This window comes from Alkalihalobacterium sp. TH-98, assembly GCF_057473385.1.
Genome location: NZ_JBYCKM010000038.1, coordinates 51,925 through 77,202, shown reverse-complemented (window position 1 = coordinate 77,202; position 25,278 = coordinate 51,925). Strand labels below are relative to the sequence as shown.

The 25,278-nt window shown below is 35.7% G+C and carries 25 protein-coding genes and 1 riboswitch; of the genes, 21 read left to right on the top strand and 4 right to left on the bottom strand.

Going from position 1 to position 25,278, the window contains the following annotated elements; genetic code table 11:
* The first annotated feature begins 97 nt into the window (after positions 1 to 97).
* The 8 genes from map to AC2VNP_RS13700 all read left to right on the top strand — a co-directional run bounded on the left by map (position 98) and on the right by AC2VNP_RS13700 (position 7,976).
* Positions 98 to 847: a type I methionyl aminopeptidase gene (map, locus tag AC2VNP_RS13735; protein WP_486917872.1), complete on the top strand. Its 750-nt coding sequence runs from the start codon at positions 98 to 100 to the stop codon at positions 845 to 847.
* Between the two features lie 68 nt (positions 848 to 915).
* A riboswitch (cobalamin riboswitch) is annotated at positions 916 to 1,128 on the top strand.
* 368 nt (positions 1,129 to 1,496) lie between these two features.
* A complete protein-coding gene (locus tag AC2VNP_RS13730; RefSeq protein ID WP_486917871.1) occupies positions 1,497 to 1,895 on the top strand; it encodes a (2Fe-2S) ferredoxin domain-containing protein in 399 nt (132 codons plus the stop codon).
* A 115-nt stretch (positions 1,896 to 2,010) separates the two neighbouring features.
* The gene (locus tag AC2VNP_RS13725) at positions 2,011 to 3,123 is read left to right on the top strand and encodes a polysaccharide deacetylase family protein (protein WP_486917870.1); all 1,113 of its coding nucleotides are present in this window, start codon (positions 2,011 to 2,013) and stop codon (positions 3,121 to 3,123) included.
* A gap of 141 nt (positions 3,124 to 3,264) precedes the next feature.
* Positions 3,265 to 4,095 carry an adenosylmethionine decarboxylase gene (speD, locus tag AC2VNP_RS13720; protein ID WP_486917869.1) on the top strand — a complete coding sequence of 277 codons (831 nt, stop codon included), beginning with the start codon at positions 3,265 to 3,267 and terminating at the stop codon, positions 4,093 to 4,095.
* Between the two features lie 231 nt (positions 4,096 to 4,326).
* The gene (locus AC2VNP_RS13715; RefSeq protein WP_486917868.1) at positions 4,327 to 4,572 is read left to right on the top strand and encodes a hypothetical protein; all 246 of its coding nucleotides are present in this window, start codon (positions 4,327 to 4,329) and stop codon (positions 4,570 to 4,572) included.
* Between the two features lie 187 nt (positions 4,573 to 4,759).
* Complete coding sequence (locus AC2VNP_RS13710; protein ID WP_486917867.1) at positions 4,760 to 5,674, top strand: CBASS cGAMP-activated phospholipase; 915 nt, start codon at positions 4,760 to 4,762, stop codon at positions 5,672 to 5,674.
* A 559-nt stretch (positions 5,675 to 6,233) separates the two neighbouring features.
* A complete protein-coding gene (locus AC2VNP_RS13705) occupies positions 6,234 to 7,610 on the top strand; it encodes an MFS transporter (RefSeq protein ID WP_486917866.1) in 1,377 nt (458 codons plus the stop codon).
* A gap of 180 nt (positions 7,611 to 7,790) precedes the next feature.
* Positions 7,791 to 7,976, top strand: coding sequence for a hypothetical protein (locus AC2VNP_RS13700; protein ID WP_486917865.1), 186 nt, complete (start codon positions 7,791 to 7,793; stop codon positions 7,974 to 7,976).
* Positions 7,977 to 8,080: 104 nt separating this feature from the next.
* On the opposite strand, the gene AC2VNP_RS13695 is transcribed toward AC2VNP_RS13700, so the two are convergent.
* Complete coding sequence (locus tag AC2VNP_RS13695; protein WP_486917864.1) at positions 8,081 to 8,668, bottom strand: TetR/AcrR family transcriptional regulator; 588 nt, start codon at positions 8,666 to 8,668, stop codon at positions 8,081 to 8,083.
* Between the two features lie 131 nt (positions 8,669 to 8,799).
* Between AC2VNP_RS13695 and AC2VNP_RS13690 the strand changes: the two genes are divergently transcribed.
* Complete coding sequence (locus AC2VNP_RS13690; RefSeq protein ID WP_486917863.1) at positions 8,800 to 9,789, top strand: NADPH:quinone oxidoreductase family protein; 990 nt, start codon at positions 8,800 to 8,802, stop codon at positions 9,787 to 9,789.
* 75 nt (positions 9,790 to 9,864) lie between these two features.
* Here the strand turns inward: AC2VNP_RS13690 and AC2VNP_RS13685 are convergent, their stop codons facing one another.
* Positions 9,865 to 10,725 carry a hypothetical protein gene (locus AC2VNP_RS13685; RefSeq protein WP_486917862.1) on the bottom strand — a complete coding sequence of 287 codons (861 nt, stop codon included), beginning with the start codon at positions 10,723 to 10,725 and terminating at the stop codon, positions 9,865 to 9,867.
* Between the two features lie 147 nt (positions 10,726 to 10,872).
* On the opposite strand from AC2VNP_RS13685, the gene AC2VNP_RS13680 reads away from it, so the two are divergent.
* The 4 genes from AC2VNP_RS13680 to AC2VNP_RS13665 all read left to right on the top strand — a co-directional run bounded on the left by AC2VNP_RS13680 (position 10,873) and on the right by AC2VNP_RS13665 (position 16,364).
* Positions 10,873 to 11,790 (top strand): DMT family transporter, encoded by a 918-nt coding sequence (locus AC2VNP_RS13680; RefSeq protein WP_486917861.1) that lies wholly within the window; start codon positions 10,873 to 10,875, stop codon positions 11,788 to 11,790.
* 345 nt (positions 11,791 to 12,135) lie between these two features.
* On the top strand, positions 12,136 to 13,194 hold the full coding sequence (locus AC2VNP_RS13675) for an SDR family oxidoreductase (protein WP_486917860.1): 1,059 nt from the start codon (positions 12,136 to 12,138) through the stop codon (positions 13,192 to 13,194).
* Between the two features lie 639 nt (positions 13,195 to 13,833).
* Positions 13,834 to 15,468 (top strand): long-chain-fatty-acid--CoA ligase, encoded by a 1,635-nt coding sequence (locus AC2VNP_RS13670; protein WP_486917859.1) that lies wholly within the window; start codon positions 13,834 to 13,836, stop codon positions 15,466 to 15,468.
* Positions 15,469 to 15,584: 116 nt separating this feature from the next.
* Complete coding sequence (locus AC2VNP_RS13665) at positions 15,585 to 16,364, top strand: SDR family oxidoreductase (protein ID WP_486917858.1); 780 nt, start codon at positions 15,585 to 15,587, stop codon at positions 16,362 to 16,364.
* A 52-nt stretch (positions 16,365 to 16,416) separates the two neighbouring features.
* On the opposite strand, the gene AC2VNP_RS13660 is transcribed toward AC2VNP_RS13665, so the two are convergent.
* Positions 16,417 to 17,223, bottom strand: a complete 807-nt coding sequence (locus tag AC2VNP_RS13660; RefSeq protein ID WP_486917857.1) for an alpha/beta fold hydrolase — start codon at positions 17,221 to 17,223, stop codon at positions 16,417 to 16,419.
* Between the two features lie 368 nt (positions 17,224 to 17,591).
* On the opposite strand from AC2VNP_RS13660, the gene AC2VNP_RS13655 reads away from it, so the two are divergent.
* Genes AC2VNP_RS13655 through AC2VNP_RS13640 form a run of 4 tightly spaced genes read left to right on the top strand, consistent with a single transcriptional unit; the run spans position 17,592 to position 20,401 of the window.
* A complete protein-coding gene (locus tag AC2VNP_RS13655) occupies positions 17,592 to 18,026 on the top strand; it encodes a hypothetical protein (RefSeq protein ID WP_486917856.1) in 435 nt (144 codons plus the stop codon).
* Positions 18,027 to 18,078: 52 nt separating this feature from the next.
* Positions 18,079 to 18,678 carry a hypothetical protein gene (locus AC2VNP_RS13650; protein ID WP_486917855.1) on the top strand — a complete coding sequence of 200 codons (600 nt, stop codon included), beginning with the start codon at positions 18,079 to 18,081 and terminating at the stop codon, positions 18,676 to 18,678.
* A gap of 30 nt (positions 18,679 to 18,708) precedes the next feature.
* A complete protein-coding gene (locus tag AC2VNP_RS13645) occupies positions 18,709 to 19,287 on the top strand; it encodes a polyhydroxyalkanoate biosynthesis repressor PhaR (RefSeq protein WP_486917854.1) in 579 nt (192 codons plus the stop codon).
* Positions 19,288 to 19,309: 22 nt separating this feature from the next.
* Positions 19,310 to 20,401 carry an alpha/beta fold hydrolase gene (locus tag AC2VNP_RS13640; protein WP_486917853.1) on the top strand — a complete coding sequence of 364 codons (1,092 nt, stop codon included), beginning with the start codon at positions 19,310 to 19,312 and terminating at the stop codon, positions 20,399 to 20,401.
* 78 nt (positions 20,402 to 20,479) lie between these two features.
* Here the strand turns inward: AC2VNP_RS13640 and AC2VNP_RS13635 are convergent, their stop codons facing one another.
* On the bottom strand, positions 20,480 to 21,265 hold the full coding sequence (locus AC2VNP_RS13635; protein ID WP_486917852.1) for an alpha/beta fold hydrolase: 786 nt from the start codon (positions 21,263 to 21,265) through the stop codon (positions 20,480 to 20,482).
* A gap of 168 nt (positions 21,266 to 21,433) precedes the next feature.
* On the opposite strand from AC2VNP_RS13635, the gene phaQ reads away from it, so the two are divergent.
* From phaQ to AC2VNP_RS13615, 4 genes are all read left to right on the top strand, one after another.
* Complete coding sequence (gene phaQ / locus AC2VNP_RS13630) at positions 21,434 to 21,883, top strand: poly-beta-hydroxybutyrate-responsive repressor (RefSeq protein WP_275119108.1); 450 nt, start codon at positions 21,434 to 21,436, stop codon at positions 21,881 to 21,883.
* Complete coding sequence (locus tag AC2VNP_RS13625) at positions 21,855 to 22,409, top strand: hypothetical protein (RefSeq protein ID WP_486917851.1); 555 nt, start codon at positions 21,855 to 21,857, stop codon at positions 22,407 to 22,409. Before phaQ ends, AC2VNP_RS13625 begins: the two co-directional genes overlap by 29 nt.
* A gap of 327 nt (positions 22,410 to 22,736) precedes the next feature.
* Positions 22,737 to 24,080 carry a cytochrome P450 gene (locus AC2VNP_RS13620; RefSeq protein ID WP_486917850.1) on the top strand — a complete coding sequence of 448 codons (1,344 nt, stop codon included), beginning with the start codon at positions 22,737 to 22,739 and terminating at the stop codon, positions 24,078 to 24,080.
* 147 nt (positions 24,081 to 24,227) lie between these two features.
* Entirely contained in the window at positions 24,228 to 25,085 is an 858-nt protein-coding gene (locus tag AC2VNP_RS13615; RefSeq protein ID WP_486917849.1) for an alpha/beta fold hydrolase, read from the top strand.
* The last annotated feature ends 193 nt before the right edge of the window (positions 25,086 to 25,278 follow it).

Below are 25,278 nucleotides of genomic sequence, written 5' to 3'. Positions count from 1 at the left end.
AAGTGGAAAACTAAATTATTGTAGGTTATAAATGAGTTTTTAACGTGTAGTTACGTGTGAAAGTTATATTTTATTTGATTTGTAAAGGAATGATCCTATGATTACATTGAAGTCTGAAAGAGAAATCAATCAAATGTTAGAAGCCGGCAAGTTGTTAGCGGCTTGTCATAAGGAAATTGCGAAGCTGATCCAACCCGGAATAACGACAATGGAGATTGATCAGTTTGTGGAAAATTTTTTAAAGAAAAATGACGCAACGCCTGAACAAAAAGGTTATAAAGGTTACCCCTACGCGACCTGTGCCTCAATAAACGATGAAATTTGCCATGGGTTTCCTCGAAAAACACCGTTAAAAGATGGAGAAATCGTTACGATTGATATGGTCATTAATTTAAACGGTGGATTAGCCGATTCAGCATGGACTTATGCAGTAGGAAATGTTTCGGATCAAACGAAAAAGTTAATGGATGTAACGAAGACCTCATTATATAAAGGAATTGAGCAAGCATTAGACGGTAATAGACTCGGCGATATTGGTCATGCTATTCAAACGTATGCTGAGGCAGAAGGGTTTTCGGTGGTTAGAGACTTTACAGGACATGGGATTGGTCCGACAATACATGAAGCTCCACAAATTCCACACTTCGGTTCACCGGGCAGAGGACCACGCCTAAAAGAAGGAATGGTCATAACGATTGAACCGATGATTAACGAAGGTACTTGGTATAGTCAAATGGACGATAACGGATGGACGGCAAGGACAGTGGACGGAAAATGGTCTGCTCAATATGAACATACATTAGCGATTACAAAAACAGGACCGAAATTACTAACATCACAAGAATAAACAAGTATTGACAATTTACCGTATTATGACTACTATAAATTCAAGTCATCGATTAATAGACTTCATCAACTTCATAAATGAAAATAGGTGCTAGATAAAAGCAAGACTGCTTTTACAAGCTTAATAGGGAAGTTCGGTTTAATGCCGGCACGGACCCGCCACTGTGTTGGGTATCAGTAGTTAGTACTACTGAAACTTTCAGATAGTCCACTGGGAAATACCTGGGAAGGAATGGAAGGAATACCCTAAGTCAGGAGACCTACCTATTTTAACATCACTGTTTGACCTACGGGGTTGTTAGGGAAGTGGTTAGAATGCGGAACAATTGTCTATATTTATTGACGTATTTTTTATCGGCTAATGTTCCACTAGTAATTTCTCGGATTATGATAAGCATCTCTGACCTCTTTTTAGGGCAGAGCTGCTTTTTTGTTTGATTACTTTTAGAAATTACATAGACATCTCACCTGTAACCTTTCCTGAAGGAAGATTAACGATGATCGTTCTTTTATAAAAAAGGCTGTTGTTAATTTGTTATTGAAGCTAGTTATGGACAACATGAATGAAAATGATAGTTTCATAGTATTTTTTTTGAAAATTTAAGCTGAATATTAACAATTAACAGCGCTAAAAAACTGGGGGTTACAGAATGGCGACATGGGATTTATCGGAGACAAAACAACATCTATTGATATGTAATGGTAGTAGTTGTAATAAGGCTGGAGCTGAGGATTTAACACAAGCAGTAAGGAGAGAGATTTCCGAACGTAATCTTGACGACGTGATCCATACGACACGAACGAAATGTAATGGGCGATGTCAGGATAAGTGTGTGTTAATTTCCTACCCACAAGGTATCTGGTATAAGGATTTAGCTCCACATGATGCACCTGATCTTATTAATTCCTTAGTAAATGATGCAAGAATGACAGATAAAATCAGCCATTGCTTTGATGGAAATGGATTTAGAAGGCACAATGATGTTCCTGTAGGAGAATTTAAAGACCGAGAACGTGTTAAAAAAGTATCTAAAAGTATTATAAAATAAATTTTTTTGAGTGGTGGTTTTTCATCAACTCCACAGTTTTTATTAAATAAATAAGCAGTAAATTGGTAAATATAACATCGTCTAATCTGAATTTAATAAGCTAGGGGAGACATAAATGCAATCAGAGATGGTGTTGTATCGTAAAAGGGCAAAGAAAGTGGATTTGCAAATATTTTGTATAATATTAATGGCGATTTTCATTAGTACATCTTTTTCAACTCAAACATATGCACAAGAATCAAGATTACCAGAAGCACCTATTTTTATTGACAATCTGCCTGTAAAAACAAAGTACATTATGAGAGATGGTCAGTTGATGGTACCGTCCTTGTTCTTAAAACATACTGGGGTAAGGGTTGATTGGAATGAGGAGTATGGTTCTGTTGTTTTTAGCTATGGAGATATTCGCTTTGCGCTACCGGTTGGACAAAACTATTCAGATGATTTTGTCAGAGCGACAGGCCAATGGAAACGTCAACCGTTATCGACGCGAACGATAGAATTCGCTGGCGATATATTTGTGCCATTACTAGATGTTACCCGGAAATTTGGAATGAGAGCAACCTATAATCTACAACTCGAACGGACTTTCATTACGACGAATATTCGTTCAGCCCCTAATTTTATTTATCGTGGAGGTCCAGCAAGAAAACTAGTGGCTTTAACTTTTGATGATGGACCGGATGGATATTATACTCCTAAAATTTTAGACATCCTCAAAAGTAAACAAGTACCAGCTACTTTTTTTGTAATGGGTAAGCAAGTAGAAGCATTTCCAGATGTGATGGAACGAATCGTCAATGAAGGACATGGTATTGCCAATCATACGTGGAGCCATCCTGTACTCCCACGGCAAATGACGAGTAGAGTAATTGAAGAAATAAGAAAGACTCAAAATATAATGGAGAGAACGGTCGGCAGAAAACCAGATTTATTTCGTCCGCCATTTGGAGCAATAACCAAATCCGATGCACTTATTCTACATGAAATGGGCTTTCGAACGATTATGTGGTCTGTTGATACGCTTGATTGGAGCGGGTTATCAGGGGATGAAATCTTAGAAATAGTCCAGCGGGATATTTCACCGGGCGGGATAGTATTGCAGCATAACTTCCAAACAGATGCCCGTCTTCTTGATGGAACGGTAGAAGCGTTACCGATGATTATCGATGACTTAAGAACTAAAGGGTATCGATTTGTTACTGTTCAGACTTTATTATCACAGTAAATAAAATTGTGGTTGATATAGATAGTAAAGAATGGGTAACCTAAGAAAAACTAGTATAAATTCATCAAGTACCGGGGTATTGTACGTTAGACTTTCAAGATCCATCACAAGATTTAATAAACGTTAAGGGGGAACGGATTGATGTCACTTACTCCAGAAGAACGTATCCAACTACATGGATTTAACAACCTGACAAAATCACTAAGTTTCAATATGTATGATATTTGTTACACAAAAACAAAAGAAGAACGGGAAGCTTATATTGATTACATTGATGAGCAATATAACGCCGACCGTCTAACGAAAATATTGAAAAATGTTGCTGATATTATTGGGGCACATGTATTAAATGTTGCAAAGCAGGATTATGTACCTCAAGGAGCAAGTGTGACAATATTAGTTTCTGAAGGGCCGGTTGTCGAAGTGCCAACGGAATCGTCATTTGATGAGTCCCCAGGACCACTTCCAGAGGCAGTTGTAATGGGGCTTGATAAGAGCCATATTACAGTCCACACATATCCTGAGTTTCATCCAACTGAGGGAATTAGTACATTTAGAGCTGATATTGATGTTCAAACTTGTGGAGAAATTTCACCACTGAAAGCACTAAATTATTTAATCCATTCTCTTGAAACAGATATTATGACAATGGACTATCGGGTTCGTGGTTTTACAAGAGATATTGATGGAAATAAATTATTTATTGATCATGATATCAACTCTATTCAAAATTACATACCCGATGATGTGAAGCGTCTGTATGATATGATTGATGTAAATGTTTATCAAGAAAATCTTTTCCATACGAAATGTCGGCTTAAAGAATTTGACATTAATAATTATTTATTTGGATACACAAAAGAAAAATTAGACAAAAAAGATGTAGAAGAAATAACGGATAAACTAAAACTTGAAATGGATGAAATTTTTTATGGTAAAAATATTCACTTAGGTACACAGATTAGGGATTAATTTATTTGAGCAGAAAGAAGCTGATAAAGGCTTCTTTTTTGCTTTGTATAAGAACACTCTTAAAACATAAGTGAGTGAAAAGTGTATATACTCTTGAATTTCCTTAATTTTATTGATCAATTAAAACTATTTGAATATATATATTCATAATAGGTGCTGGAAAAATTTGTGTATAAAAACTATAAATATAGGAATGATAATGGGGAGAATAAGGAAAAGGAGATTCCCTTTATGAAAATTGAATTAGGAACTGAATATGAGATTACAGAAAAAAGGCAAGGCCATTTTAATTCAGCGAAGTCACTAACTGTCATTCGGCAAAATCGCAATATCGTTCAATTTACATTAGAAAATGGTAAAGGCCATGGTTCGATGCCTGTTGACCACTTATTATATCTTTTAAAGAAGAAGGACCTTTCACCGATACAGAATAAACGTCATTTATTAAGTAAAGATACTGAAGAGAAGATCGGATAATAATTGTATACAGCAGAAATGTTCTATATCCTTAGAACATTTTTTGTTTTTTTACAGCTAAATAATTCGTAATAACAAATTAAAGAATGATTATTAAAATGTTACCTTGTGTAAGGTTATCTCCTTTTGTTTTGTTTCAACTTAGGGGATAATAAGGGACAATATATAAAAAGCTTAGGTGAATAGAATGAAAATGTTATGTATTGATGGGGGCGGCATTCGCGGTGTATTCGCGCTTGCTATTTTACAAGCGGTTGAAGAAGAGTTTGATTGTGTGGTTGGGGATCTGTTTGATGCAGTTGCTGGGACAAGTACAGGAGCGATCATAGCTGCTTCCATTTCCTTGAAGAAAGAAATGAAAGACGTACTTGATGATTATAAAAAGTATGGTAAGAAAATTTTTGTTCGGCAAACGAAGGTCGGAATATTTAGAAGTGTATACAGTGATGAGTATCTAAGACAGTTCTTGCAAGAGGGCTTTGGGGAAGTTTCTTTAGAAGAAGTCGAAAGGCCGCTGCTAATACCAGCGGTGGATTTAACCCACGGCAAGCCCTTTGTCCATCGGTCGAACTATGGACACCCTGAAACTAGTGATTTAACAGTGAAACTATGGGATGCTGTCCAGTCATCTTGTTCAGCGCCTGTTTATTTTCCACCTAATAAAGTAAAAGATAAATATTTATCCATCGATGGAGGACTGTGGGCCAATAATCCGTCTTTAGTTTGTGTAACTGAGGCGATGGACTTTTTTCAAAAAGGGTTAAATGATATTAGAATAATGTCTCTTGGTACAGGACAGCAAAATATTGATTTTACAGAAGACGACAATATGGATTGGGGCATAAAGGAATGGTTACCCTTCCATTTACCATCAATGAAAGTGACCCCTAAGTTATTGGATTTAGCTTTGCATCTATCATCCGAATCAGTTTCTTATCACTGTCAGCATCTCTTAGGTGATCATTATCTTCGTATTAACAGTGAATTAGGTAAGGAAATCCCTTTTGATGAGGTCAAATATATCGATGAACTCAGTGATTTAGGAAAAAAGGTATTTAATGAAAAAAAGGATTCTATAACTCAATTCCTAAACGAGAAGTAGAAGTTAAGAACGAGATGACCCAAAATAAGGGTATCTCGTTTTTCTTTTAGTTAATTTAGGCTGTTTTATCTGAAGCGATTTCCTTTAAGATAGTTAATACTTTATAGAAAACTGAGAATATTGCAAATAACTACAAAAACTATTAGTCAAAATTCGACCTATTTTCACAAAGATTTTGTACACTCGGACTTTACTTGGCATATAAAACAAAAGGGATTCTCTCTCTTATCTAAATTAATCGACAAAATATCTAAAAGAATCTCATAAGGTTTGTCGAGCGAAAAATATGTACAAAATCGTCGATTAAATTAATAATCTAAAATAACAAAGAAATTACGTCTAGGGTAGTTATATCATTAACTAACCGGTTGGTATTCGTGGGGTGATAATAGCAGAATATGGCTTTTGAAAAAATCGATTGTTTTGTAAGGTTTTGTTTTAGAAAAAACATGAAATGAAAGCCCTTACAAAACTAAACCAGTGGTATTACTACTAATTTTATTCAAACTTACGACGAAAAAAACCAAATTTTATTGCAGTAGCGAAAGGGGACTCGTTCATGTTAGCAAAAAAACTAAATGATCATGCTGTTTTACAAAAGCCAGTTGAAGTTGAAAAACCTAGAAAAAAAGAAATGTGGGCCTATGCTTTAGGTAGTTTTGGAATTTTCTCAGTCTGGACATTGATTGGAGCCTTCCTAACATTTTACTATACAGATGTTGCAGGATTGGCTGCTGGTGCAGTAGGAACACTTATGTTAATCGCACGTCTCTTTGATGGTGTTACGGATTTAGGTATGGGGTCTGTTGTTGACCGCACTAAATCTAAGCATGGAAAAGCACGTCCCTGGTTGCTGTGGATGTCTTTGCCGTTAGCGATTACTACTGTCTTACTGTTTTCTGTACCGGACATTAGCAGTAATGGTAAGGTTGTATATGCATACATTACGTACATACTATTTATTTTATTGTATACAGCTGTTTCTATTCCTTATAAAACATTGCTTGGAGTCATGACGCAACACCAGCATAGTCGTTCGTTATCAAATATTTATTCTGCCATCTTTATTATGGTTGGTACGATGATTGTTATGACTTTAACTCAACCGCTAGCAGCTTCAATAGGCTGGACTACTTTAGCTGCATTATACGGTTTTGTTACTGTTCTATGCTTGTTAATTACGTTCCGCTTCGTAAAGGAAAGAGCAGTTTCCACATCAATTCACCAGGAAGAGAGACTAGGTGTTAAAAAATCATTGAAATCTTTATTTAGTAACAAATATTGGATCATTGTAACGGCATTTTGTGTTACGTTCTATGCCACTATTGGGTTAACACAAGGTGCTGGTTTATATTATGCAGCATGGGTTTTAGGTGATATTAACCTGTTCCCAATTATTGGACTTGCTTTATCCGGCCCAATGATTATTGGTTTGTTTTTTATCGGACCGTTAGTTGCTAAAATTGGAAAGAGAAATGTAGCGATGCTTGGGGCTGCTGTATTTATTGTTGGACAAATAGTAAAAGGAATAGATCCGACAAACTTAACAACTTTCTTAATTGGAACAGTTATAGCAGGTTTAGGAGCAATGCCGGCAATTGCATTAGTATTTGCAATGATTAACGATACGATTGAATATGGTGAATACAAAACTGGCTTGAGAACAGAAGGACTTGTCAATAGTGGGGCTAGCTTTGGAATTAAGATTGGAACTGGCATTGGACTCGCTTTAATTGGTTGGCTATTAGGTATTGGAGGATATTTAGGCGGGGCAGCTGAGCAACCTGCTTTAGCTATTCATATGATTTTAGCATTAAATATTTATATTCCATTAGCTTTAGCTGTGGTTCAAATCATCTTATTGCTTATGTTTAAAATTGACAAAGAGTATCCAACGATCTTAGCTGAACTTCAAAGACGTAAATCTGTTAACTAATATAATGATTTGAGGCTGACTTAAATGTTGGCCTCTTTTTTGTGAAGAAAAAAGTAGGAGGAAAAGGGGAAATACAAAATAGGTAGTAATATTTACATTATAAATCAGCAATAGTGGTTGATTTTTAAATCATAAAAAAGATATTACTGACAAAAAATAAGCTGAGAAGGAGGGGTGAACATGCCACATAGAAAACATAGAGGTCGACCTTTAGACCTTGTTTTAAGTGATGATGTAGTAGACCATGAGTTTGCAGAAGAGCTTGCAGACAGCGGTGAAAGAAATATCGCAGTTGAAAATCAACAAAAAAATCGGCAGTTGAATAATACAAAAAAGAAAGCAAACGGTGGTTCCAAAGATATATAATCACATCAGAATATATAGGGTGCTAAGCCATTCGGCATTTGCACCCTGAGCTATATTGTAATGGATAAATGTATCAATCTCTCCGACCACAAACCCTTTTATTATCATCTAAGAAAACGAACAATCGTTTCTAAGCAACTTTTCTTATAAAGTTCATGAAGATCATCTTGATTACACATTAACCATTGGATTAAACAACCATCAATAGTTGCTCTTATCATTTTAGCAGATTGGTTGAGGTCAAGTTCTTTTGAAAAGACACCCTCCTCTTGCCCGACAGCAATGATTTCTCTTCCTAATCCCCAACAATTTTCATAAAACTGAAGGTTGATTTGCTGATATCTTTCATTTCGACTCGCTTGAGCAATGAAATCTAGGTACACTTTATAAAACGTACGATTTTTTTCAGGACTAATAAAAACTGAATGTATGTATGCTTCTAATTTTTTTTTAGCAGTCGGTTGGTCATTAATCGCTTGGCATTCATTTTTATAAATTTGTCTTGTTACCCAGTCTAGCAAAGAAAGAAAAACATCTTCTTTATTGTGAAAATAGTAATTTGTAACCCCCTTACTTACTCCCGCATAATCAGCAATATCTTGTAAGGTTACTGCTTCAAATCCTTTATCTGCAACGGCGTGAAATGCTGCTTTTAAAATTTGTTCACGTCGTTCTATTGCCCTTTTCTTCATAGGAATTCCCACCTTATTTGTATCGCTTTTCTATAGTATACTATAAAATTAATTTCATGAATATTTTGACCAGTCAGAATAATTATTGTTATAATTATCTTGTAAAGATTACTTTTGGGAGGGATACTAAGGTGAATAAAGTATTTAAAGCGCTAGTTGTCAATAAAACAGAGGACGATTTTTCACTTGATTTTAAAAATGTCTCTACCGGTGAATTGCCTAAGGGCGAAGTGTTAATCGAAGTTCAATATTCAAGTGTAAACTATAAAGATGGTCTTGCAAGTATTCCTAAAGGCAAGATTGTTCAATCTTACCCGTTTATTCCAGGAATCGATTTAGCGGGAACTGTCGTATCTTCGATTGATCCACGATATAAAGAAGGAGACGAGGTCATCGCTACGAGCTACGAAATTGGTGTTTCACATTTTGGAGGATATAGTCAATATGCAAGTATTCCTGGGGATTGGATAGTTCCTCTACCAAAAGGATTAACATTAAAAGAAGCGATGATCTATGGAACAGCTGGTTTCACAGCCGCTTTGTCTGTTCAACGCTTAGAAGAAAACGGGTTGACTCCTGAAAAGGGAAAAGTACTTGTTACGGGTGCAACTGGAGGAGTTGGAAGTATTGCCGTAGCTATTCTACATAAACGGGGCTATGAAGTCGTAGCTAGTACAGGCAAGGCAGGAGAGCATGACTATTTACATACACTAGGAGCAAATGAGGTTATCACTCGTGGAGATGTAGTTCCTGAAAAAATCCGTCCCCTTGATCAGCAATATTGGGCAGGTGCAATTGATCCTGTAGGAGGAACCACATTAGCTGCCCTCCTCAGTCGAATGAACTACGGTGGATCTGTAGCGGTAAGCGGGTTAACTGGAGGAATTGACGTTGCGACCACCGTCTTTCCATTCATTTTACGAGGAGTTAATTTGTTAGGAATCGACTCAGTGTATTGTCCAATGGAGGTTAGAAGGGTAATATGGGAACGTATGGCAAACGAATATAAACCTGAAAGCTTGGAACAGATTGCTGTTGAAAGTGAATTTAACGATTTGCCACAACACTTAAGTTCTATTTTAAAAGGCCAAGTTCGTGGTAGAGTAGTTGTTAAGATATAGGTTTTCGCCCGTGAAAGGGAAAAGGGTTCATAGAATGAACCCTTTTCGTTATATTATTTTAAGTACAAAGCTTTTCTAATAGGTTAACAGTATTCTATTCTTTAATTTGATCTTAATAAGGCTTTGTTCTGTTTTCGCAGGGAAGGGAAGCGTATTCAATTCTTTTTTCACAAAAATATGTGTGGTAATTCGTTTGTAGTGATGGGTATATTCATACAATAGGGATTCTAGATATTGTTCAATATAAATATCTGACTCAATGATTTTAATAAGCAGCGTTTCCTTATCTGTTTTTGAAATCTTTCCTAGCTGTTTTTTGAAGTTACGTAAAAAACGACTAAAGCACATGAGCTTTTCATAAGTTAGTCGTTTTGAGTCATTTTCTGGCAAGACAGCTAAGTAATATAATTTCTCTTTTAAGTCTACAGCCAATTCAAGTTTTTCAATTTTATTAAGGATGAGTAGTCGATTTAAATAACACAACTTACGAAACCGATCCGGGATGTTAGGGTGAAATAAACATTCACTCACTTCTTGAGTTGTGAGTCCTGTTTCTTTAGCGAGTGTTTCTGCTGTAATATGTTTTCTTAGTTGAACAAACAGTGCGTGCTTATCAAGAGGTCCTAGTGTAGAGTAGCGTAATAGATAACGAATTATGATCAAGAGACGCTCTTTTCTAGTGATGGATGTATTGATGATGACACAAGGAAGCAGTATGTTTTTTTCGGTATCATTAAAGGTTTCTTTAATAGCATAATAATCTTGGTAGTTACCAATGAGTAGGTAGTTATCGTTTGACTGCTTTTCAACAAAAAGAGGAATGTACAGTACGGTTTTATAATTCATGTATTGCTTAATGTTGTTTATTACACTCTTACACCGTTGTATTTCAAAAGCAGGAGTTATCTTTGCAAGTGGGATCTTCATCATTTCCATATACTTCACCCCCTTAAATAGAACGTATGAAAAGGGTTTTTTGTCTTATTCCTCTTGCTTTCTAAGCACATAAAAGTCAAATTAAAAAATATGTGAGGAAACAACTAATGAAAACAAACTTAAAATACATAAAAGGTTGTGCTTATCGTGAAGAAATATCAAGTGTGGCTCATGCTTATTCTGGCGACCTTATTTTGGGCAGGTAATTTTGTCTTTGGTAGTTATGTAGTAAACGAGATGGATCCAATATGGATGACGTTTTCAAGATGGGTTTTAGCATTATTTCTTTTATTCCCGATTGCTTACTTTGTAGAAAAGCCGAATTGGAAGCTTATCAAAAAAGATTGGCCTTTTCTCATAATGATCGGAGTCCTTGGAATAATTGGCTACAATTTAATTTTGTACTCTGCCTTAGAGTTTACCTCATCAACGAATGCATCGTTAGTAGCAGCGATGAACCCAGCCGTTATCGTTGTAGCCTCTGTGATACTATTAAAAGAAAAATTGTCAAAACTTCAGCTTCTCGGGTTTTTCATCTCTTTAGTTGGAGTGGTTGTTATTTTAACGCAAGGCGAGATTAGTCGAATAGTATATCTCGACTTTAATAAAGGTGATTTATTTATGATTGGAGCGATAATCGTTTGGACTTTTTATTCCATTATAGGAAAACGCCTAACGTTACCGCCTATTTCTGCAACGGCAGTTTCAACATTATTTGCAATGACACTCTTAGCGCCTTTTGCGTTTTCACAAGGATTTCCGATACCAGACCTAAGCCCACTTGCATTAACAGGAATTGTTTATTTTGTGCTGTTTCCATCGGTTGGTTCTTTTATTTTTTGGAACATCGCTGTCCGACAAATTGGTGCGAGTCAGTCTGGAATATTTTTAAACCTTATCCCAGTCTTCACAGCAATCATCAGTATGATCTTAGGTGAGATGATAACATTCGTTCAAGTTTTAGGTGGATTGTTTGTATTTCTAGGTGTATACTTAACAACTGGGTTATTAGACAAGAAGTTGTCTGCTAAAAGGGAAAAGACGGATTTAAGAAAATCGGGTTAAGAGCATAAAAATGAGCAGGTTGCTTTTGGCTAAAGAAACATAAGTTTCAGATATAAAAATATTCAAAAACACACCACTTGCATAAATGTTCGATTCACAGAAGTGTCCTGTATATAGGACACTTTTTGAACTCTGTTTTAATTCGATTTATATTTCTTACAGTTCGAGGTATCACCATAAGGATTAGTATATTATACGTTAGACTATTAGTAGTTGGTGACTCCATTTTATCCACTTGCTATAGTGTTAACGTTGTATTTTCACAAAATTGAAAGATTTTTGGGCGATATGGTGGCTAGTTTTTGTTATACTTGACCGAGAGTTTTACCGGAAAGGGGCAACGAGATGAATATATTTATGACCGGAGGTACAGGCTTTTTAGGTACGCAACTCATTTTACAGTTATTACAGTCAAAACATAAAGTATATGTGTTGGCACGATCCAAAAAGAAGAGCCAGACTTTACTTAATAAAATCCCTAGTGATTTACATTCTCAGATTGAGGTTATTGAAGGAGACCTTTCAAATAAAGAGTTATCCATTTCTAAAGAGGATCAAAACAAATTATTGAATAACATTGATGTTTTCTACCATATCGCTGCACTATTATCATTTGATTTTAAAAAACAGGATGAACTTCATCAAATAAACTATATTGGGACCAAAAATACTTTAGAGTTTGCTAGAGATATGGGAGTCAAATCCTATTATTATGTGAGTACAGCTTATACTTTAGGAGAAAAAGAGCATGCTGTCGAAACATTACATGATTTGAGTGGAAAATTTAATAATGCGTACGAAGAAACCAAATGTAAAGCTGAGCATTTAGTAATGGACTATGGTCAAAGAATGAAGGTTGCTATTTTTAGACCAGCGATTATCGTAGGCGACTCGAAAACAGGACAAACGGACTCAGCGTTTGGTTTATATGGCTTTTTGAAGGGACTTGAGATCTTTAAGAAGCGTATTACTAGAGTTGGAAATGATCAGGTGAAAACGTTTAATATTATTGGTAACCCTTTTGGCAGTCAAAACTTTGTACCTGTTGACTATGTATGTCATGTTTTATTAGCTGGTTTGTCGAATGCACAAAATCAGACAATTTATCACATTACAAATCCTAGTCCCCCTGTAAATAGTAAGGGGCTGGAGTTAATTCAACAGTTACTAAATTTACCTGAAATTCAATTTAGTAACCAAGAAGATATCGTGCTATCTAAGGAAGAAAGGGTATTGAACGATTTCATCTCAAGCTTCGCAGTGTATTTCAACCGTAATATTTATTTCGACATTTCGAACACGAAACAACTATTAAATGAAACGAATAACGAAGTATTGAACATGGATGAGAAAATGTTTAAAACGATAATTCTTGGGTATAAAAAAGAAGTAGTTTTGATGTAAAAACGGATAAATATAAGCAAAAATGATTGAATAGAAAATGTCAGTAAACCTTTTAATAGATAATCTGATACAGTAAAAATTATAGTATTGCAATAGCTGACTCTTCTTTAAGGGTCAGTTTTTTATTTTCCTTCATAGTCTAGCATGGAAAACAACTCTTACTTAAAATTTAAAAATTCTACAACTATAGTGTAATAGAGGTAGTTCTAAAGCATTATGTGTTTGTATTGCACAATACCATACGACTCTGTTATAAAAGATAAAAAATTAATTCATGCATTCATCTTTTCTAGTTAAAAACAAGTAAATAATGAGTAGAAGACTAATTTTTCTGAAATTTCCTTAAAATTCGTACGTCAAAATTCGATACACTTCTCCATCGGAATTCAACGAAAACATCTTTGATATGACAAGGATTAACAGACATTAAACAACTTTTATTAACAAACTAATCGACAACAATTGCCATCGAATGACTTTATTTGTCGACAAACAATTATTTACAAACTTGTTATTAAACTTAATAATTCTAAGTGTAAAGCTATTACTATAATTTTCGTGTGAGGGGTAATAAGTTACCATTTACTAACTGACCGGTTGGTATTGACGAAAATTGACATTATTATAAGGGGGATTAACATGACAGTGTACAGTGAAAAGCCATGGTTAAAACATTTCGATGAAAAAATTGGAGAAAACGCAAACATCCCAAACATTTCTCTTACTGATGTCTTATTGAACTCAGTAAAGGAGTTCGGTCCTAAAACGGCCATTACGTTTTATAATAAAACATTTAGTTTTAATGAAGTATATGGTATCTCTGAAAAATACGCAGCGTCATTACATAGTATTGGGTTTAATAAAGGTGATCGATTAGCGATCATGTTACCAAATACACCTCATTATATTTTTTCATTATTTACTGCATCTCGTCTTGGAGGGATTGGTGTTCAAGTCAATCCAATGTATGTTGAAAGAGAAATTGAGCATGTGTTAAAAGACTCAGGTGCGGAATATATGATCGTTTTAGATCTTCTATATCCTCGCGTTAAACAAGTACAGGCAAACACGAACCTTAAACATATTATCGTAGTGAGCTTACAACAGCAAACGACAACACTTGCAGAAGGCGATTATTACTTCGATGACTTTTTACAGCTGCAGGCAGAGACTCCTCCTCAAGTTCAAGTAAATCCAGCAGAAGATGTTGCAATGCTTCAATACACTGGTGGTACAACAGGAGTCTCAAAAGGGGTTATGTTAACTCACCGTAATTTAATTTCAAACCTTGAACAAATCTATGACTTTATGTTTAGAGCAATTGACATCCCTGATAATCCGAAAATTATGAGTGTTCTTCCAATGTTCCATATTTATGGATTGACGTGTAACGTATTCCTAGGCTTTAAAGCAGGATGCAATCAAATCATCTTACCACGCTTTGACGTACAAGAAGTAGTTGAAACTGTCAAGCGTGAAAAGCCGTTCCAATTCTCAGGAGTACCTACAATGTATGTTGCATTAAACAGTCATCCAAACCTAGAGGATTATGGGTTTGATCAAGTACCTTATTTCAATAGCGGCGGATCTGCAATGCCGATTGAACAACTTCACTTATTTGAAAAACGTACAGGTTGTAACCTATGCGAAGGGTTTGGTTTATCTGAAGCGTCACCAACGACACATTTCAACCCGCCTTTCCGCGAAAGAGTTGTTGGAAGTATTGGTATTCCTCTTCCTAGTGTTGAAGCTAAAATTATTCAAGAAACAGAAGATGGAATCGTTGAAGTTCCAGTAGGAGAAGTTGGTGAGTTAGTAATTAAAGGTCCACAAGTTATGAAAGGATACTGGGGACGTCCAGACGCTACGGATGAGGTATTAAGAGATGGTTGGTTATTCACTGGTGATATGGCACGTATGGACGAAGAGGGTTACTTCTATATTGTAGACCGTAAGAAAGATATGATCATTGCAAGCGGTTACAATGTTTATCCACGTGAAATTGAAGAAGTGCTATACCAGCACGAAGCAGTACAAGAAGTAATCGTAGTTGGGGTACCAGATGCCTACCGTGGAGAAACGGTAAAAGCATTTGTTACTTTAAAAGATGGAAAAACAGCCACAGAAGAAGATATTATTCTATTTACAAAATCACTGTTAGCTCCTTATAAAGTACCAAAGTTTGTTGAGATCCGCGATGAACTTCCAAAAACAGCAGTAGGTAAACTATTAAGACGCGCTCTTCGTGATGAGGAAGCAGCTAAAACTCATTAATTTAATCTATAACAAAGGCGCCAAGTACTTTTAATCTGCTAAAGCAAAGTGTCTTAGACCAACAAGTATTGGCGCCTAAATTATACTAATACTCGAAGCAAATGGAGGAACAAGAAATGGAAATTAAAGAATTATTCGATCTAACTAATAAAACAGCAATTATAACTGGTGGGGGAAGAGGTTTAGGAGAACAAATTGCTAATGCCTATGCTGAAGCAGGTGCAAATATCGTTGTTTGTTCTCGTAAGCTTGAAGCGTGTCAGGAAGTTAGCGAGAAGTTAAAAGCAAAGGGAGTAAAAGCCATTGCATTACAATGTGATGTTACGAAACAGGAAGATATTGATGCTGTTGTCGAAACAACACTAAAAGAGTTCGGAAGTATCGATATTTTAGTTAATAATAGTGGAGCTTCTTGGGGTGCGCCTGCACTAGAAATGCCTGTTGAAGCTTGGGATAAAGTAATGGATGTTAATGTAAAAGCAATATTCATGTTCTCTCAAAAAGTAGGAAAAGTAATGGCGGATCAGGGGTCTGGAAAAATCATTAATATTGCCTCAATCGCAGGTACTGGCGGCCAAAACCCTGATGTGATGGATGCGATTGGTTATGCGACAAGTAAGGGTGCTGTAATTACGTTTACAAAAGATCTTGCCGTAAAGCTTGCTCGTTACAACATTCACGTTAATGCAATTGCACCAGGATTCTTCCCTACGAAAATGGCAAAAGGAGTACTTGATGAAGCGGGTGAAAAATTACTTGCTCATACACCTGCAGGGCGTTTCGGTTCAGATTATGATATGAAAGGTGCAGCATTGTTCTTAGCATCTAAGGCATCTGATTATGTGTATGGTCATACACTAGTTGTTGATGGAGGGGCTAGCGCAGCTGTCATCTAAAAGATAAAAAGTGCCCTGTCATATTTTGTCATGGCACTTTTTATCTACAATCTTATTTTTGGGAACCTAAAAATTCTCGCAATTTATTATGCACCAGGTCAGGGGCTTCGGAAGTATAGATATGCCCAGCCCCGGGAATGGTGATAAGTTCAGCGTTAGGTATTTTATTAGCTAAATTTTGGCCGTTTGGATAAGGAACGAGTACGTCGGCATCACCGTGAATAATGAGGGTTGGACACTTTATTTGATGGAGTTCTTCATCTGTATTGTGCCCTAGACATGCTTGCAATTGTAACATATACCCTTTCGCAGATGTTGGGATTTCAATTCGTTTTTTAATATCTTCAGCGATAATGTCACGGTTTGTCTCAATAAAAGATGAACTGTAAATTATAGAAGCTGCTTCCCAAGCCATTTCCTCAGGAGTAGCTTGAGAGTTAGCTCGAGCCATCATTTGCATAGATACTTCCATCGACGGTTGAACATGGTTTGGACCACCAGCTGTTGTACAACCTAAAACGAGTGACTTTACACGTTCAGGGTAGAGCAGGGTTAAACGCTGGGCGATCATGCCTCCCATCGAAATACCATAAACATGAGCAGATTCAACTTCGGCTGCATCCAAAACTGCGCGAGCATCCTCAGCCATCAATTCAATCGAATAGGGGGAAGTTGGTGTTTCGCTCTTACCGCAGCCGCGGTTATCAAAAATGATAACTTTATAGTGTTTTGCTAACTCAGGTAGTGTCCGAAACCAAGATAAGGAATTATGAGAGAGTCCCATAATTAATAGTAAAGGTTCACCTTTTCCATGGACTTCGAAATAGATTTCAGCACCATTCGAATTTGTAGTTGGCATTACAATATACCTCCTCTTGAAAAATATGGATATTTTATTTAATATTATATGAAAATTATAGGAATACAAGTACTTTTTATTTAGTACTATCGTGGACTTTATCTTTTTTAGTAATAGAATAACAGCGGAAAATCTATATTTATATAATTTATTATGGTAAATCGTTATTTTCAGTTCTTCTGACATAATAGGTATATAGTGTCTATGAGCTAATTTACAGCTCTTAAGGCTAGTATATTAAAATAAAATAATATTTTTTAGAAAAATTTTAATTTTTTGGAAAAATATAATTGATAAATTAGAAAATTAGTTATATTATAAGGTTAACATACCAACCGGTTAGTAGTAGATAGGTGAGGCAGAAGAGAATGACTGACAACAATTTCGATCTATACGAACATTACAAGCAACTAGAAGAAGAATGGAACAACGATCTCATCTCTACATTAAATTGTCCCGAATATGTTCAATTGTCTGGGAAAATGCTAGAAGCACATCTTGATTGTGTACTGGACAAGAGAAAGAACGCGGAAAAATGGTTAAAAACAATGAACGTTCCAACAAAAAATGAGCTTGCGATGATGGCCAACATCATAATAAGGCTGGAGCATAAAACGGATGATTTAGAAGAACGATTGTTCAGTTTACTTCAATCCAATAAAAAGCAAAATCAAATGCTGAAGGAATTGTTTTTTGAACTGAGAAAGACGAAGACACTTCTTGAGAAAGAAGTAAAACTTCTACAACCAAAAACAAAGCTAGAATTACTCCAAGATGAATTAAAAGACTTACTAGCAAACTAATCGTTGCGGTAATTCCTAATAAAAATGAAAGACATATAAGGAGGAATAACAAATGGAACAAGAAAAAGAAGCTGTAGAAGTAGAAGTAGAAGTAGAAGAAAAAGTAACAAGTTTAGACTTACTTTGGAAACAATCATTACAAGAATTGGATGCTTGGAATGAAAGAGCGAGCCTTCGCGAAGAAGCACTACTTCGCAACACAAAGCGCATCATTGAAAATATGAAAAGAAATCAAAGTAACGCTAAAGAATTACTAGACCAGCTAGTAAAAGAGCAACGCGAGTGGGAAAAAACGGCTCGTGAAGAACTGTTAACATCAACGACGTCATTACAATATTTATTTCCAATTAAGTCTTATGAAGAGATCAATAAAGTTATGGATAACTTCCAAAGTAAAACAACAGAACTATCTAAGTTACAGCTGCGACCTTTCGCTAACGGCGAACACTTAGATTACTATGTAAAATCGGTGGAACAGTATATCGAGTTCAGAAAGAAAAGCCGCATTCAATTTCTTGACAACTTAAAGTCAACGTTAAATATCATTCATGAAAATCAAAGAGGAATGATTAACCTTTTCTCAAAACAATTGAAAAACGTTTTATTTCCTTTTAATAAGTACATCGAACGTTCTAGCGAAGTGAAATCCTAATACTAAAAATAAAGAAGGGCGGAGAGGAATATGTCATCAAACAGATCATATGATCCATACGATACTTTTAAAAAATTTAGCGACAGATGGGAAAAACAAATCAACGATATGATTCATTTATGGACGAATAATTCAGAGTTCGTTCGTTATGCTAAAGTGAATTCAGACGCACATTCTAGATACTTAGAACTTTTACGTAGAAACCAAGAAATGTTAGCTACTCAATTAAATATCCCGACAAAAACGGACTTAGCGAACGTTTCAAAGTTGGCACTTCAAACGGAAGAAAAACTAGATCTATTAGAAGAACAAATTTGGAGTTTGTCAGACTCATTCAACAATACAAATCAAGAGATTGAAAGTGTAGTAGAAATCTCTCGTGAAGTTGTAAAGGTGACAAAGCAGCTTAAAACAGAACTAACTAAAACGAAGAAAGAAGTTACTGAAACAAAAGAACTTAAAGCTGAGTTAGAAGAGCTAAAAGCAGAGCTCGCTCAATTAAGCGATATTAAAGAAGAACTTACTTCCCTAAAAGGGCTGTTACAAGATAAAAATCAAAATAACGAACAAAAATTAGAACCAGTACTTGTTGGAGAAAACGAAAAGTAATCATTGAAATGGAGGAGCCCAAGTGACAACTAAAACACGAGAAAAAAACACTGTTCCCTTCCCAACTTTTGATATGGCAAAAGAATGGAAGCGGTGGAGTCGTTTCATGAACATTATGAGTGAAATGGAGTCTGATCCAAAAGTAGGTCATACCCCTAGACAAGCGGTATGGAAGAAGAATAAATCTACATTATGGTATTATCCAGCGGTTGAAAAGAAATATGATGTTCCTTTATTCTTTGTATATTCTTTATTTAATAAGCCGTTTATTTTAGATTTAAACCCAGGTTCAAGTATTATTGAAGGCCTTACTAAATTAGGTTATGACGTCTATTTACTTGATTGGGGTACACCAGGTTATGAAGATAAGGGTATTAGCTTGGATGATTATATCCTTGATTACCTTCAAAAAGGTGTTCGGAGAGCGCTGCGTCATTCTGGAGCAGAAGAGATCTCAGTTATCGGTTACTGCCTAGGTGGAACAATTGCTTCTATATATGCAGCTATTGCTGAAGAACCTATTAAAAATTTAATCGTAGCCACTGTTCCAATCGATTTCAGTGTACAATCTGCACCCGATAAATGGGTAGAAGGAATGAGAAAAGGCGATTATAACGTTGATCGACTGATTGAAGTGTATGGCAATATGCCACCAGCTTTTGTCAATGCTATGTTCCGTTCGATCTCAGCTCCTGTCTATTTCACGCCATATGTGCAGTTATTGACAAAAGCACATGATGATCGATTTGTAGAAAGATGGCGCCGCTTAGATAAGTGGACGAAAGAACATGTACCGTTCACTGGAGAGGCTTTCAAACAACTAGCAAATGATCTTGGTCGAGACAATAAGCTCGTAAAAGGTGAATTAACGATTCGCGGCAAGAAGGTCGACTTAGCGAATATAAAAGCTGACTTATTAGTCGTTACTTCTAAGTATGATCACCTAATTCCAGAGGAACAGAGCCTGCCTATTATGGAGTTAGTTTCTAGTGAAGATAAGACGTATAAGTTAGTTGAAGCTGGCCATGTTTCCTTAGCATTATCTGGGAAGTTCCCTGTATTACTAGATGAATGGTTAACAGAACGTTCAAATTTAATTGCAAAAACAAAGTAATATTTGCTTAAATGCTTTAATACAATAAATTGTGGGAAGGACATAGCCCCTCCCACAATTATGTTTCTTTAATAGTGTCTATACAAATTGTTCTTGCCTGTTCTTATTTAAAAACGTACGAAGGGTATGATTAAACCTCTCAGTATCTTCAAGCTTAGCAATATGCCCCACGTTTCTAAAAATTACCAACTCAGAGTGTGGAATGCTTTCATGCATCATAATTTGGACCCATAATGGGACAACTGTGTCGTATTGGCACCCAATGACAAGCGTTGGAACTTTAATTTGCGGTAAGAGCTTACGGTTGTCGATTGCAAGACAAGCTTCCATTGATTTTTGATAACTATTCGGTTTAGGGTTATAGAATTGAAGAAATTTATTTGATTTTTCTTCATCCCAGGCGTAGAGACAAGTACGTGCTGCAATATCTCTAGCCTTCTTAGGGGTATATAACTTTGCTCGAAACTTTCTAAATCTTAAGAAAGACCTTCCGAGTAATTTAGGTGCATAGTGAAAAGTACTAACAAAGGTTAAAGTGCGGCAACGATCTGGCGCTTGCCTGTAAATTTCTTGAGCAACTGTACCACCCATGGACAAGCCACAAATGTGAGCGCTTTCAATATTAAGTGCATCAAGTAACCCTAAAACATCGCTGGCAAAGTTTTTAATGGATATGCCTTCATAAGTTTCACTTTCGCCGTGTCCGCGTAAATCTGGGATAATAAGATCGTATTGATCTGCTAGTTCATGTTGGTCAACCCAACCTTCTTTAATTTCACCTAAACCATGAATTAAAACGAGTGGCTCACCATTTCCGAGACGTTGGTAGTGGACGGGGATGTTGTTTACATTCACCGTATGCATATAAAAACCTCCTAGGTTTAATTTAGTTTCTTATAACGTTTTACCCAATATTTTGGAATGTTAACCAAATTGACACAAATCTTTTAATTTAAGTATATGCACTATTGACTAAATATGACCTCTATGTGTAAAATACACCTATAAGAATTTTTCCAGAGGTGTATAACTATGGCAAATGAAAAAAAAGATACTTCTATCGTGCCTTCAAAAAATTTTGTATTGCCATTCATTTTATTAATCTTAAGTAGAATGTCTCTTCACGGTTATGAGCTTATTCAAAAGTTACAAGCATTTGGTTTTCAAACGGTTGATCAAGGAAACTTGTATCGATTGTTAAGAAAACTTGAAAGCGAAAACCTTGTGAAATCTGAATGGGATACAACAGGAAGCGGGCCAGCAAAACGACTATATTCTATTACAGATGTAGGAAGAAACTATTTACAGGGTTATGCGAAAAAGCTTGAACTTTACCAGTCAATGCTTGATCAATTTTTCAATATGTATTCTAGTTTTCTTGAGCTCTACATCCCTTCTTTTAAAAAGGAGGATAAGATAGAGGAATTTGAAAAACAAATGAGGAGGAACGAAGATGAGTCAAAAGGCGAAGCAAAAGAATGAAACAAATCATGTAACTGATACTCTAGTAGAGACATTATGGGATCAATACGAGGGGGCACTAGCTCGCTATCGTACTCAAACAGATGAAAGATACGATGCATATCTAAATGCATTAAAGCAAACGAGAAAATTTAATCAGGACTACCGAGAAACACTCAAAGGTTTTTACCAAGAAGCTCGAAATACAAATAAAGAAGTTTATAATGGAATTACTTCTAATATCTCTGAAAGATTACAAAGAGAACCATCAGAAAAGTCTAAAGAAGTACAAAATCAATGGCGTGATGTTACAAGCAGATTAGAACAAATTTCTGTAACACCAATGAAACAAATGTTTGATATGATTAACCGTGTGGAAGATCGTATAGAACAAAACACTGAGCAATATATTAACTACCGCCGTAATCGCCGTAAAGCGTGGGCTTCTCTAACAGATGAGTATATCCAATATGCTAGAACACAAAATATTAATGCGGCTCGTCGCTTAGAGAATAGCTTCCGTACATTAGTAAACACTGGTAATTAATTTAATAATATAAATAAGCAAGAGGAGAGCATTAAGCTTTCCTCTTGCTTATTTTTGTCATCTTAAAAAAAGTTGTTTACTATCACTTAATAATATTTTTAAAAAGTGTTAACTGAAAAAATGCTTCGATTATCAAAGTTTATGCAAAAATTCGACAAATTTTATATTAAAAGCATAAGGACAAAGTCATAAAACTGAAGATTTTTGTCGGAAATGATCGACAAGTTTTTGTTATTAATGGAAAAATATTGTTGAAAATTCAAAAGAATTAACAATATAATATTAGTATATTAAAAAATATCAGAAAAATCAGATAGGGGTATTAACATGGAAAAAATCGTTGAAAAGAAAATTCCTAAAGCTACACCAGAAGAAGCAGCAGAATTATTCACTAGCCACTTAAAAGCTTCATTACATTTGCTAGATAAGTACGGTGAGCATGATATCGTACAAATTCCTACAAAAAGTGAGGATGAAAAAAACTTTTTCTTATTCAATGCAGATCACATTGAGGAAGTTCTAGTAAAAAAACAAAAGTCATTTAAAAAGGGTAAAGACTATGATGGATTAATGCTTCTACTTGGAGAAGGTCTTTTAACAAGTGAAGGTGAAAAACATAAAAAACAACGTAAGCTGGCACAACCTTCATTTCATATGAAGAGCATCGCCCAATATGCGGATTTAATGGTTAAAAATGCAGACAACTTAATGAAAGATTGGCAAGATGAACAAAATCTACTAATCTCAAAGGAAATGATGGAAGTAACATTGAACATCATCACTGAAACGATGTTCGGTACGAAACTCGATGAGAAATTATTAGGTGATATTGATGAATCTTTTAGTAATTTCGCAAGTACTTTTGTTGATAAAATCATTAATGGAAACCCTTCACAAGAAAATCAGATGAAATTATACCAAGCAGTGAAGACGTTAAATAAAGTTATTTATGCAATTATCGAAGAAAAGAGAAAGTTAATTGAAAACGGAGATCATGAACATGATCTACTATCAATGTTAATTTCATCTCGATATGAAGAAGATGGATCAGCTATGACGGATAAAGAATTATACGATCAAGTTATGACAATCTTCTTAGCGGGTCATGAAACGACAGCTCATACGTTAACTTGGACATGGTACTTAATTTCACAACACCCTGAAGTAGAGCAAAAGTTCTGGAACGAACTAGACACGGTTCTTAAGGGCGAAAAACCAACACTTGAGTCTGTCCGACAACTTTCGTATACAAACTGCATTCTACAAGAGTCTATGCGTTTATATCCAGCTGCTTATGAGATCGGACGTGAAGCTCTTGAAACAGTTGAGATTGGTGGCGTAACATTTAATAAAGGTGATAACTTCCGAATGAGTCAGTATGCAGTTCAACGCAGCGAACGCTATTTTGACCAACCGCATGATTTTATCCCGGAACGTTTTGAAGGCGATTTATTAAGAACAATTCCGAAGTATGCATACTTCCCATTTGGTGGTGGAACACGAATTTGTATCGGTAATAACTTAGCAATCATGGAAGCTGTTCTTATTCTAGCAACGATCGGTCAAAAGTATAAATTAACACTTGCTGAAGATCAAACGGTAAAACAAATCCCGTTAATTACATTAAGACCAAATCATGGTTTAACGATGGTAGCAACGAAACGATCGTAATATTAGACATGACACCAAATACTGAATGGTTAGTATTTGGTGTCATTATTTTAAAAAAGTATAAAATTCAAAGATGTCTAGCTCAAGCACCCAGTGACTAGCGAGAATTCGCTAAACGGGCGCTTGCGCTTTTCTTAGGAGGATACAATGTCAAAACAAGTGCAGAAAGTAGAAGTAAGAAGAGAGTTAAAAAAACAAATCAAAATCAAAGGTCAAAATGTGGCTTATCTAGACTTCGGTCACACTGATGACCCGGTTGTATTGCTTATTCACGGCGTTCCTGAATCGAGTATGTTATGGAAGGAAATCATACCTGCGATTGTTTCTGAAGGGTATCGGACGGTAGCCCCCGACTTACCAGGCTTTGGTCAAAGTGAACGTTTTGAAGAAACTTCAAGCTGGGAGCGTTATGAACAGTTTGTAACTGACTTTTTAAATGAGCTTCAGTTAGATCAGGTTCATATCGTTTTACACGATTGGGGTGGATTAATTGGGCTGAGATGGGCGAGTTCAAATGCTGAAAGAGTAAATAGTTTAATCATTACAGATACGACGTTTACTCCTGATTATACTTGGCATAAAGCTGCACAAATTTGGCAAACACCAGGGAAAGGGGAAGAACTTGTTAAGCAAATGGCGAATAAAGAATTATGGTTTGCTGGGATGAAAAAAGAAGTTCCAGGTGTGGGTGAAGATGTGCTTGAAGACTTTTTCCAAATCTTTTCAAGTGATGACACGAGATCTGTCATTTTAGAATTATATCGTTCCGGTGATATGAAAAAAGTTATACCTTATCAAGGAAAACTGCAGGAAATAAATAAACCTGTAACGATTATCTGGGGAGAAAACGATCCGTATGTCTCGACAGATTACGCTTATAAGCTTCGTGATCAAGAATTCCCTCAGGCTAAAGTTCACATTATCCCAGATGCGGGCCACTTTATTCATATCGAAGTTCCAGAAGCGACACAAACGTTTGTAAAGGACCATTTTAATAAAATATAAACTAGTCTTTTAGGTACTGCTGTTATTGATTAGAAAGTCGTGTTATCGATCCATTATTTAACAAATGATCGTTCGATCTTCCTTTTTTTCGGGGATTCATTACATATTACTACATGAAATTACATAGAAGATAAGGCGTTAGAAGCTGTTTCTACTATTTAAATAACTGATAAAATGACCTAACAGTAAAGAA